This is a genomic window from Polaribacter sp. Asnod6-C07 (assembly GCF_045063625.1).
In the GTDB taxonomy this organism is placed as follows: Bacteria; Bacteroidota; Bacteroidia; order Flavobacteriales; family Flavobacteriaceae; genus Polaribacter; species Polaribacter vadi_A.
In genome coordinates, this window is the sequence record NZ_JBEFOF010000005.1 from 1,061,512 (window position 1) to 1,074,525 (window position 13,014).

The 13,014-nt window shown below is 27.1% G+C and carries 7 protein-coding genes; 1 reads left to right on the forward strand and 6 read right to left on the reverse strand.

The genetic code is table 11. From position 1 onward, the window contains the following. Positions 1-64: 64 nt before the first annotated feature. Complete coding sequence (locus tag ACJJVK_RS04275) at positions 65-4,498, forward strand: chemotaxis protein CheB (RefSeq protein WP_405563541.1); 4,434 nt, start codon at positions 65-67, stop codon at positions 4,496-4,498. Positions 4,499-4,538: 40 nt separating this feature from the next. Here ACJJVK_RS04275 and ACJJVK_RS04280 read toward each other — a convergent pair whose 3' ends face one another. The 6 genes from ACJJVK_RS04280 to ACJJVK_RS04305 form a co-directional block, all read right to left on the reverse strand. Further along, positions 4,539-5,075, reverse strand: coding sequence for a hypothetical protein (locus ACJJVK_RS04280; protein WP_405563544.1), 537 nt, complete (start codon positions 5,073-5,075; stop codon positions 4,539-4,541). A gap of 49 nt (positions 5,076-5,124) precedes the next feature. Next, positions 5,125-7,089 (reverse strand): DUF3857 domain-containing protein, encoded by a 1,965-nt coding sequence (locus ACJJVK_RS04285; protein WP_405563547.1) that lies wholly within the window; start codon positions 7,087-7,089, stop codon positions 5,125-5,127. Positions 7,090-7,095: 6 nt separating this feature from the next. Further along, positions 7,096-9,021: a DUF3857 domain-containing protein gene (locus ACJJVK_RS04290; protein ID WP_405563549.1), complete on the reverse strand. Its 1,926-nt coding sequence runs from the start codon at positions 9,019-9,021 to the stop codon at positions 7,096-7,098. Then, positions 9,005-12,295 (reverse strand): tetratricopeptide repeat protein, encoded by a 3,291-nt coding sequence (locus tag ACJJVK_RS04295; RefSeq protein ID WP_405563551.1) that lies wholly within the window; start codon positions 12,293-12,295, stop codon positions 9,005-9,007. The genes ACJJVK_RS04290 and ACJJVK_RS04295 overlap by 17 nt, the downstream gene beginning before the upstream one ends. Before the next feature lie 78 nt (positions 12,296-12,373). Continuing rightward, positions 12,374-12,664 carry a heavy-metal-associated domain-containing protein gene (locus tag ACJJVK_RS04300; protein WP_405563554.1) on the reverse strand — a complete coding sequence of 97 codons (291 nt, stop codon included), beginning with the start codon at positions 12,662-12,664 and terminating at the stop codon, positions 12,374-12,376. Continuing rightward, a complete protein-coding gene (locus ACJJVK_RS04305) occupies positions 12,646-13,011 on the reverse strand; it encodes a rhodanese-like domain-containing protein (protein WP_405563556.1) in 366 nt (121 codons plus the stop codon). Before ACJJVK_RS04305 ends, ACJJVK_RS04300 begins: the two co-directional genes overlap by 19 nt. Positions 13,012-13,014: the final 3 nt, after the last annotated feature.

The window sequence follows — 13,014 nt, forward strand, 5'->3', positions numbered from 1 at the left end:
GGCTTTTAATTTTATTAAAACTCATTTTTACCTATTTTTGTAAGGAACCCTAAATTTCATTTTAATGAAAAAGCCAGAATTATATGTTGTTGCTATTGGTGCATCTGCAGGAGGATTAGACGCAATTCAACAAGTTTTTGATAATATACCTGAAGACACAGGAATGGCTTTTGTTGTTATTCAACATCTATCACCAGATTTTATAAGTTTAATGCCAGAATTGTTGGCAAAGCATACAAAAATGAAAATTTTTACTGCTGAAGATAAATTAACCATACAACCTAACTGCATATACCTAAATCAACGAAATAAAAATTTACATATTAAAGGGAGAGAGTTATACTTGTTAGACAAAGGTCCTAAACATAATTTAAATTTGCCAATAGATATTTTTTTCCACACTTTAGGAGAAGAATATCATGAAAAATCTATAGGTGTTATTCTATCTGGAACAGGCTCTGATGGTTCAAGAGGTATAAAAACTATTAAAGAAAATGGTGGTGTTATTTTTGTACAAGACCCTATAACTGCTCAGTTTGATGGTATGCCAAATTCTTCTATTGCAACAGATTTGGTAGATTTTATTTTGAATCCAAAAGATATTGCTAAAAGATTCAATAGCCTATTAAACCCACCTTTAATTATAGATTCAGAGTTTCCAATACAAGAATCTAATGAGGTTTTAATTAATAAGATACTACAAGAAGTTCATAAATATTCTGATATTGATTTTAGAGAATATAAAAAAAATACACTTTTAAGAAGATTAGAAAAACGTATGAACATCAATAACATTGATGAATTATACAACTACCTTACATTTTTAAAGAATAATGAAAAAGAAAAAGAGTCTTTAAAACAAGATTTTTTAATTGGTGTAACGCGTTTTTTTAGAGATACAGAAGCCTTTCAAACTCTACAAGAAGAGGTTATTCCTTCAATTTGTGCTGGCAAAAAAAATTCTGAAACTATACGTGTTTGGGTGCCAGGTTGTTCTTCTGGAGAAGAAGTATATTCTATTGCAATGCTTCTAGATAGCCATATACGGTCTTATAAATTAAATATCAATTTTAAGATATTTGCATCAGATATAGACCCAAGAGCAATTACAGCTGCAAGTGCTGGTACATTTCATGTAAATGTAATAAACGAGTTAGATACTATTTACTTAGACAAGTATTTTACTAAGATTGGAGATAAATTACAAATTATAAAAAGAATAAGAGAAAAAATTGTTTTTTCTAGTCATAACTTAATAAAATCGCCGCCATTTATTAGAATGGATTTAATATCTTGTAGAAATCTACTTATTTATTTAGACAACAAAGTGCAGAGGAAAGTAATGTATAACTTTCAATTTGCATTAAATAAATTTGGCTATTTATTTTTAGGAAATAGTGAATCTTTGGGTGAAGTTTCTAAGTTTTTTAAAACAATAGATACAAAATGGAAAATTTATCAAAACATATCAGATACCAAACATATTCCTATACAAAATAGCCCATCAGGTAGGGTTCCTTCAATCTTATACAATAATCCGCCTCAACAAGCATCAAATCCACTTGTATATAGATTTAAGGAAAATCCAGAAAATGTTTTTCATAAATATTTGAGTAAAAAATACAGTCCTTCATCTATCTTTTTTGATAAAGATTACAATATTATTTACATTAAGGGAGATGCTGGAATAAGGTTAAATCACACAGAAGGTTTATTTGAAAACAACCTTTTAAAAGTAGTCGATGATGACCTATCAACAATCATTAGAAGTGCTGTAAATAGACTAGCAGAAGAAAAAAAAGACGTTATTGTTAAAGACGTTTTAAGTAAAACGAAAAACGGAAACTTCTCTTTTGATTTATACCTACACAAACCTACTGAAGATGACTTGAATGATATTTATCTTTTACAATTTGGAGAAGATAAAGAAACAGATGACCAAGTTATCATAGAAAACATACCTATTGATAAAATATCTAAGCAGCGAATTGACGAAATAGAAGACGAATTAAAATCTACCAAAACAGAACTACAAAATGTTGTTGAAGAATTAGAGACTAGTAACGAAGAGTTACAATCTTCTAATGAAGAATTAATGGCTTCTAACGAAGAACTACAAAGTACAAATGAAGAGTTACAGTCTGTTAACGAAGAATTATATACTGTTAATGCAGAGTTACAAGAAAAAAACAAACAGTTAACTAATTTAAATAACGATGTTACCAATCTTCTAGACAATACAGATATAGGAACTCTTTTCTTAGACAGAGAGCTATATATTAGAAAATATACACCAGCAATTCAAAAACACTTTAACTTAAAGGAAACAGATATTGGTAGGTTAATTAGTAGTTTTGCATCAAATTTTAATGAAAAAATTAGACTATCTATTTTAAACAATTCTAAAAAAGTTTTAGAAAAATTAACACCTATTGAAAAAGAAATTGTAGATAAAGATGGTAATTTTTATTTATCAAGAATTAGCCCCTTTATTACTATTGATAAAAAAATTGATGGTATAATTATTACGTTTGTAGAAATTACAAAACTAAAAGAAACAGAAATAGAACTTGCAAACACTGAGTTAAGATATCAAAATTTATTTCAAAACTTAAATGAAGGTTTTTCGCACGCAAAAATTATTACAGATAGAAATGATAAACCTATAGATTGGGAATATATTTCTATTAACACATCTTTTGAAAAACAAATTAATTTATCTGAAAAAGAAATAATTGGAGAACCTTTTAGCAAAATTAACCCCGATATTAAAAATGACTCTATAAATTGGTTAGAAGTCTATGGTTATACTGCACAAACAGGTATTGAGCAAAAATTAGAAAGCTACTCAACTAAACTAGATAAATATTATATTGTAAGAGTTTTTTCTCCTAAAAAGGGCGAATTTGCTGCAACTTTTGCAGATGTAACAGATCTAAAGAAAAAAGAAGAACAATTATCTAGCAACGAAAAAGAACTTAAAAGAATACAAAACTTAACACATGTTGGTAGTTGGTACCTAAACTTAAAAACTGGCAAAGTAACATGGACAGAAGAATTGTATAAGACATTTAGATTAAACCCTAATTTACCACCACCAAGTTTTTCTGAACAAGAACGTTTATTTAGTAAAAAAAGTTGGGTAGAATTAAACTTTGCTCTAAATGAAACACAAAAAACAGGCATTCCCTATGAAATAATATTAGAAGTAATACATGAAAACAAAATAAAAGGTTGGCTTTGGGCAAGAGGTGAAACAGTAAAAGATGCACATGGAGAAACTATTGGTCTTAGAGGTGCATCACAAGATATTACTGAGTATAAATCTATAGAAAAACAACTTTTAATAGCTAGGCAAAAAGCAGAATTTGCTAACATTCATAAAAACTATTTCTTAGCAAACATGAGCCATGAAATTAGAACGCCAATAAGTGGTGTTATTGGTTTTTCTGAATTATTGAGAGATGAAAATATTTCAGCTCAAGAAAAGATGCAATATTTAGATATTATAGACGGAAACTCTAAACAACTTTTAAGCTTAATTGATGATATTATTGATATAGCTAAAATAGAAGCTAATGAATTAAAAATTTCTCCAAAAAACTGTAATATAACTGAATTGGTTAAAAATATAGAAATTAACTTTAATCAAATAAAAACAGCAAAGAAAAAAACTCACATTACTACAAAATCTTATATACCAAAAGAAGCTAAAAACTTAATTGTTTTAACAGACCCTTTAAGACTAACACAAGTAATTACAAATCTTTTAAACAATTCTTTAAAGTTTTCTGAAAAAGGAGAAATATCATTTGGATTTGAAATTAAAAATGAAGTGTTAGAGTTTTTTGTAAAAGACGAAGGTATTGGAATACCAAAAGATAAGTTAGATGAAATTTTTGATCGTTTTAAACAAATAAATTATAGTGATAATGCAAAATATGGTGGTACTGGTCTTGGTTTATCTATTTGCAAGGGTATTATTAGTAATCTAGGAGGTAAAATTACTGTAGCTTCTACTTTAAATAAAGGCGCAACTTTTAAATTTACTATACCTATAAAAATTATAGAAAAAGACAGTCTACCTAAGCGTAAAGAAAACAAAATTCTTACTGAAGACAACTACTCTTTTTTAAAGGATAAAACTATTTTAGTTGCAGAAGATGATGTAATTGTAAAACTAATGTATACCAAGTTTTTAAAAGGGACTAAAGCTAAAACTATATTTGCACCTAATGGAAAATTGGCTGTTGAACAATATATAAAAAATAAAAATATAGATATTGTTTTAATGGATATTAGAATGCCAGAAATGAACGGTTTTGAAGCCACAAAAAAAATTCTAGAACTAAACCCAAATGCAATAGTAATAATGCAAAGTGCTTATGCTATGCACGATGAAAAAGAAAAATGTTTTGAAATTGGTTGTAAAGATTATCTTACAAAACCAGTAATAAAAAAAGAATTATTTAGAGTGCTACATAAATGGATAGATTAATAATATAAAAACAATAGATAGTTTATTCGGTATTTTTAATCTAAATGAACGAGAAACCAACACCAAAGGATAAACTATCTATTCTATTGTTTTTAAAACCAAATATTCCTTTTCTATGAAAATCTAATTTTAAAATTAGATTCCATCTATTTTCTCCAGAAAACTGAGAACCTATACCAAAGCCATAATAGTTGCCATCTGGATATCTGTTAGATGGTCTCCACATTTTACCATAACTCATTTCTACAAAAAAAGCATCATCTTCTCTTTCTGTAATATTGTATTTTAAACTACCATAAGTTGGTATTGCACTCACTGAATATCTACTATGATAATCGTAACCCGCATTTATACTCACAGCAAACTTTCTTTGAAATTCGTAACCAAAGCCAGTTCTAAAATAAAAACCAGTAAAATCTATTAAGTACTCATCATCATCAGGTTCAAATAAAACATAATTTTCATTTAAACCCAATGAAAAATTTAATGAGCCAGTAAAAAAAGGCCTGTTTAAACTATCTTGCGCAAAAGATTGTGCTACATATAAAAGTGCAATGAATAGTATTTTTTTAGTCATAAAGTTAGTTTCGATTTCAAGTTTTGAAACAAAAACTATTCCACTTTAATTATTTAGGCTCTAATAATAATACTATTTTATTAAAATCTGCAGCAGAATTTATTACAGTTCTGTATTCTTCATATAAAGCTACTTTTATGATGTTTTCTCTATAATGTTCATCTGCAGTAATTTTTAAAACATCACCATTTAATTCATAAAAAGATTTAAAAGAAAATAACACTTTACCATCTTCTGAATATGAATTATCAATATTAATATCCTCTAAATTAGTAATTTTATATCCTTCAGGAATTTTAATGTTTATCGTTCTATAATAGCTTCTATGAAACTCTTGCTCTAAAGGCAATACTCGCTCTTTCTCTTGATACATTTGCATTTGTGGGCCAATTATATCACCCAACTTAAATAAGTACTTTCTACCCGCTTTTTCTACAAATGCTTCTGATGTAAAATCAACAATAAATTGCAAAGGCTTAACACCAAATAATTCTGATTCTCCGTTTACAATTTCTCGTTTTTCTATCGTTAATTCTGATGTAATACTTTCTATAATATTATCTACCAATTCATCTCTATCATCACCAATAATAAAATGCATAAAAGGTTGAATATTACCTGCATAATAACCTCCTAAAGATCTATCAAAATGAATGATATTTTCTGTTAAATCATCTGGATTAAAAGCAATATCTACAATCATTGTATCTTCTGTATCACTTGCTTTTACGGGTTCTATATACTTTATTTTACCAACTGCAGATTTATAATCACCAATTTTAACTTCTTTAATAAACAAACCATAATTATCCATTAAAAATGGAGTTGGAAAACCGTATCTTTTTTCTTGTGCTGATGGTTCTAAATATTTCTTATATTTAGGAAAATAGATTAAAAAATCAGTTAAAAAATTATTGGCTTCAAAAGTTTTATCAAACTTAATTTGATCTCTGCTACTTGTTAAAACTAATTCGTGCTTAATATTAAAAGTTCTTAATAACGAAATGTATAATTTTAAGGTACCTGCTTCGTTAGCCACTTTTTTGGTTAAAACCATATCTAAATCTTGCAATTCTTCACTATAAGCTTCAGAAGAATATACGTTGCTTTTTATATAAGATTCTAATCTTCTAATAATAGTTTCTTCATCAGCATTTTCTGGTATTTCTAATTCTTTGATAAATTTACTGATTAAACCCGTTGTTTTATTCTCATATTCTGGATAATAAAATGAGTATAAATTCTGTGAAACTTTACTGTATGAAACAATATCTGAAGTGTTATTCGCAATATTTTTATCAATCTTATAAACGATATAACCTTTGGCTGCATTGTAGGCAGAAAGGTATTCGTTATCTAATTTTTTAAGATCTTTTAGGTATAATTTATAGTGAAATCTATCTTTTGTTAAAGTGTCTTGTTTTACTTCTGGTAAACCATTAAAACTCTTAAAAGCAAATGTTAAATTAGAGGGAGAAAGTAAATCGAACTCAATTTTATTTTTAGCATAATCGTCTTGAATATTTAGCTTTTTACCCATATAAGCTGGGTCTTTTTTAACTACATATAAATACTCTATAAAACTACCTTTTGTAATCCCCTCAAAAGCAAAATACTTGTATTGTCTGCCTGTTTCTTCATCTTGTGCAGTTAGTATTTTAGATTCATCTAAATTGATGATTTTACCTTCTGTATCTATAACTCTGGCTTTGTTTATTTGCAATTCTGAATCCGAAGAAAAAGGTAAATAGATTTTATTAAATTCCTCAATTGCATCATCAGAATTTAACCATAAAATTTTATGTTCTAAGAAATATTCTACCAAAGCTTGCTCTTCAAAATGAAACTCTGTTACAATTTTTTCTTTAAGTGCAATTAAATTCTCATTACTAGTTTTATCTACATTATGTGCCGGATTTTCTTCCCAATCATAACTTTTATAAAAAGGAATGGTTTGCGCAAAATTAACTAAGGTTGTAACGAATAAAATTAGGCTAAATATGTGTTTTTTCATAGTACTTTATTGTTTCTTTAAAACTATAATTTCTTTGTATTGTTTTTCTATTTTTTTAATCAATTTATTTAATTCTGTTTGTTGTTCTTTGGTTAAAACTAAAAAATTTAATTCGATATCTTGTTTGTAAAAAACCACACTTTCTTTTAACTCATAAGAAATTGTACAGGTAATTAAATCATCAGAAAAACTTACATTTTCTGGCATATAATCTACTTTATAACCTTCTGGAATATTGAATTTGGTAACATAACTTTGGTACCTTTTAAAATCATATTCTATGGCATATTCTCTTTTTTTATCGGCTTTTAAAGCAGAAATATCTTTGTTTAAATTTAGGTTGATGTAAATTTCGTCTCCTAATTTTTTAAAGTAATTTTTAATCTCAAAATCGTAATTGATGATAAAATCCTCATCATAATCATACTTATTAATTTCTTCTAATTTATTGATTAAAAACTTGTTATTTCCCTTGATAAATCTGGCATTATAAAAACCTTTTAATTTAGATTCTGAGTTAATATTCTCTAAAGAATTAAAATAATTTATTTTAGGATAACCAGTAATATGCGTAATTGAATTACCAACTAAAACATCTTCTTTTATATTGATAGTTGTGCTGTCTATAATTGCATTTTCTTTAGCATCAACCACAGGCACTGTTTTAACTTTAAACTCGTTACCAAATGAAACCAAAGCTTCTTTACCTTGTATAAATGATGATGGTAAACCAAATTTTATATACCTACCTGTAGCATCTAAATAATACGTTTTTCCATTTTCTTCGTAAGATAAAATCATATGATTATCTACAACAGGAGTTGGCACTTCTTGGTAAGTGTATGGTATACTTCTTGTACCAATCCAAGTTAAATTTCCTTTTACACCTGCAATTTCTAACATTTTAAAAAGGATGCTAGAATTGTCTTTACAATCGCCATATTTTTTTCTAAAAACCTCATTAGATTCTCTTGGAATAAAGCCTCCTAAAGCATACTCAAAAGCAATGTATTTTATGTTTTTTTGCGCCCAATAATAAATGGCTTTTACTTTTTCTAAGTCCGTATTTTTATCCTTAGTTATTGTATTTACAATATTTACTAAAGCAGGATCTGGGGCTTCTTTATTTACATTTTCTACCAAAGAATAATACCAATTGTATAAATCAGAAACTTCGCCCAATAATTTTTTAGTTTCTTTTTTTACTTTATAAGAATTAATTATGGGCACTATATGTGGTAAAATAGTAGTGTAACTTGGTGTACCAGATTCGTACTCAAATTCATTTTGATTTTCTAAAACCCAAGTATAAATAGTTTTCTTACGTTTTTCTTCTTTAGTGAATTTAATGTTTGCGTTTGTAGTATTAAACTCCTTAAAACTTAATTCAATGCCTTTATCTGCAATAATGGTTACTTTATTATTTATGATCGGAAAATAATCACCAAAGAAAAAAGGACTTAAAAAACGCGGATTTTTAATATTTTGAGAATATTCTAAAACTGATTTTGATCCTTTTTTTAACTTCGGATATATAAAACTTAAAGTCTTAGAATCGTCGTAAAAAGAATCATTCAATTCATCTTTTTCTGTGAATTTTTCTACTTTAGACTCTACATATTTTCCGTTTTCGAAAGTATAAGAGGATGCATTAATTTCGTTAAGTTCAAAAAAGAAAGATGAACTTACACTGCTTTTAGAATTGTAAGTTGCAGATTCATTTAAGTATAAATCTTCTTCTTTATTTTGTTCAAGAATTATTAATTTATCATCTTCTTGAGTTATTTTAATTACGGTTTCTTGTAACAACCTTACTCTAGAATTTTCTGGATATAATTTACTATATGTATTAAATTCTTCTGAAAATTGAGCAGAAATTGTACTTACAGTAAATAAGAAAAAAATGAATTGTAACTTATAAATTTTCGACATTTTGTACTGTACCATTAACGTATTTCTTTTTCATTATTAATTTCCCTGACTCATTATAATACAAACTAGTACCATGTAGAATGTTATTAACGTAACTGCTTTCTTCTTTTTTTGATCCATTTTTGTAATAAAGTGTGTATTTACCATTTCTCTCTCCATTTTTATAAACAATGGTTTCTTTTAACTTACCATTCATAAAATATTCTTTTCTGATGCCTTCCATATCATCATATTTATAGGTAAGTTCATCTTCAATTTTACCATTAAAAAAGTAAGATTTATAGCTATTTGTTAAATCTCCATTTTTATATTCCATTATTTTTGAAGGCTTACCATTGCTATAAAATGCACTGATTTTACCAGTTTCATTTTTTAATGGAATCATTGGTAATTCTGCACCAGTTTTATCTTTGTAACTGTATCCAATTAATGTGCCATAATTATAAAACCTAATTAATTGTAATTTACCTGTAGGATCGTAAAATTCTTTTCTACCATTTAATTCATTCAACTCATATTCTGTTGAAGTTTCTATAACACCATCTTCGTAATAATGAATTATTGTGCCTACTTGATTTCCGTTTTCGTAAGTATAATCAGATTCTAACTGACCATTTTTGTAGAAATTTTGAGATTTTCCGTTTATTTTTCCATTTAAATAAGTGGTTTTACTTTCTACTTCTCCAGTTTCGTAAAACCAGGTCCAAAGTCCATTTTGCTCTCCATTTACATAATTACCAGTTGTTTTTACCTTTCCGTTAAAATAATAACCTGCATAAATTCCGTGTTTTACCTCATTTACATAAGTAATGGTAGTTTGTGGTTTACCATTTGCATAGAAATTAGTTAAAACATTTTCTTTGTTTTCTGATGCAAATATTATTTTTTGGGTTGCTTTACCTTCTTCATCAAAATACTGTTCCTCTATTAATTTACCATATTCGTAATATAATATACTATTCAGTTTCCCTTTAGGATCATAGTATTTTTGCTGCCCATGTAATTGAGATCTGTTATAAAAATTTATAGACTGAGCTGTACCATCTTTGTAATAATATCTCCACTCACCATGTTGATTTCCTTTCTTATACCAACCTTGTACATTTAACTGTTTGTTTTTATAATATGCAGCATAATAACCATTTACAACATCGTAATTATAAGGCGTAATACTTTCTAAATTTCCGTTTTTGTAATACGTAAAATAATCGCCAACAGTTACGTCTTCATCATAAGTACCTTTAGCATTTAAAACGCCATTATTCGAATAAAATTTCCATTCGCCAAGCTTTCCTCCTTCAATATCATATAAACCTCTAGAAACTACATTACCAGTTGGTGAATAGCCTACAAAATTAAATTGATCATCTTTTTTAATTCCTTTACTTAAAACTGAACCGTCTTTTTTGTAATATGTATATGCAATAATCTCTCCTCTATTGTATAAATAGTCGTAGAATAATTTGCCATCAGTATCATAAAAAACATATACATTATTTAGTTTACCTTTTTTATAATCGAACTCACTTTGTAAAGTTCCATTTGCGTAATATGTTCTCCATGTTCCAGAATACGCCCCTTTTTCTCCTTGCCCATCTTCAAAAATTTGTCCATTAGAATGATAGGTTTTATAACTACCATTTAAAGCACCATTTACATAATCTGCCTCAGAAGAAACTTTTTGATTGTAATGATAAACTGTTCTTTTACCACTTAAAACACCATTAATATAATCTGATTTGGCATATAAAGTACCATCTGCATAATACTCTAAAGCTTCGCCTTCTATTAAGTCTTTTTCATAAGGTATTTTAAATTCTAATAAATCTTGACCAACGTTAAAATAAGATTGATAAATACCATCTAACAAACCTTCTTTAAAATATTTTTTCTGTGTTAAAGCACCTCTGCTATTGTAAAACTCATATTTATCAGTTAAATCATTATTTTTAAAAGAAGCATCTATTTGTACTTTTCCATTATCATAATACATTGTGTTTTGGCCTTCTAAAACTCCGTTTTTGTAGGTAGCTGTTTCTTTTAATTCCCCTGAACTATTATACCACAGCCATTTACTTGTTTTATTACCTTTGTTATCATAAAAACCAGTGGTAGATAATTGTCCATAACCATCATAAAACGTCCACTCTCCAACAGGTTTATTGTTGAGTCTTTTACCCAAAGCATTTACCTCTCCATCTCCATATTCGTAAAAAACCTCTTGTTTTTCGCCATTTATAGTTAGGGTATTTTTAGCTATAATTTCTATCCATTTATTTTTGAAAAGTTTAAAAAAGTCGATGATGTCTTGAGATTTTTTGTCAACAATTTCTTTAAATTCTTCATTTTCTATTGAAAAAGAAATTGTGTAAGTAAAATCGTTAAAATGATTATCATTTAAAATCCAATTATAAAATGGCACATATTTTTTCTCCCAAAAACCTCCATTACCTTCAAAATCTTTTAATTGTTGAATCATTGCATGATTCTGTTTTGTTAACGCAATGTTTATCGGGTTACCTGTTTCATAATCAGCATTAATAGCTACTTTACTATTTAAGATTAAATCTATATCTTCAAAAGCATCATCTGCATCTGTAAGTTGTAAATCTTCATTTTTTACATTTGCATTTTTTGCAACAACAGTATTGTTTAAATTTTGTAAAATAGAAAAATTGCCTTCTGCATCTGGTTCTAAAAGAATATAAAGGTTAAATGCCATTAAAGCTTGTGTTAACCTATTTTGCTTGTAAAAAATATTACCAATTTGTAAATGTGGTTTCTTAAATAATGGGTTTAAGATTATAGTTTCTTTATAAGCTTCTAAAGCTTCGTTAATTTTACCTTGAGTTTCTAAAACAACCCCTTTATTAAACCATAATAAATAGTTTTTAGGGTAAATTTTAATACCTTTATTATAGGTTTCTAAAGCTTCATCATACTTTTTTAAATTGGTAAGTGCCACACCTTTATTGGTGTAAAAAAACAGTTTAGAAGTTTTATGGTCTGCTTTTATTCCTTGATCTGCAACTTTAATTACTTCATCAAACTTATTTAGTTGTAATAAATAATAAGATTTAGAGGTTAAAAGTGGATAATAAACAGAGTCGTTCTTATTAATTTTGTTAATAAGGTCAATAGTTTTTTGATGATTGTTTTCTTTATTACTTTCTTCTATTTCAAGTCTAATTTCATCGTAATCTATAAATGGTATTTTTTCTTGGGCGTTTACAAAACTTACAATAAAAAGGGCTACTAATACTATTTTTTTCATAAAACTAAATTAATAAAAAAAGAGGATAAAAACTTTTGTTTATAACGTTTTTACCCTCTTTTTTATTTTTGATTTTTTCTAAGAATCTATTCTACCTACTGCACAACTTACATAAGATTTGGCTTTGTGTAAAACTGTATTTTTATCACCAACTTCTGGATAACCTAGTTTAGATAATTTTAATTTTATTTCTTCTAAGTTTTCTTTTTCTGATGTTACTAAAACAAGTGATTTTTCTACATCAATATTTATTTCATTTACACCTGTTATACTTAAAATTCCTTTTTTAATAGTTGCTGCACAACCACCACATTTTAAGTTTTCTATTTTAATTTCTGCTTTCATAATTTCTAATTTTCTTTTTTCCATTGATTATATCCGCCTAAAACATTGTAAACTTCATAACCTTTTTCTTGTAAAATTTTTGCTGACTTTCCACTTCTGTTTCCAGATCTGCAATACAAATAAACTGGTTGGGTTTTATCTAATTGTTTTGTTGCTATTTCATAAAAATTGTCATCAAAATAATTGGAAAATTTTGCAGTTTGTATAAAACCTTCTTTAATTTCTTTCGGACTTCTAACATCCATTAATTGGATGTTGTCTTGCTCTAATAAAGTTTTTAATTCTTTAGTAGTTATTGTTTTTATTACTACTTGTGCATTACAATTTACAAAAAACAGACTTACTATTATTAAACAAAAAATAGGCCTCATTTT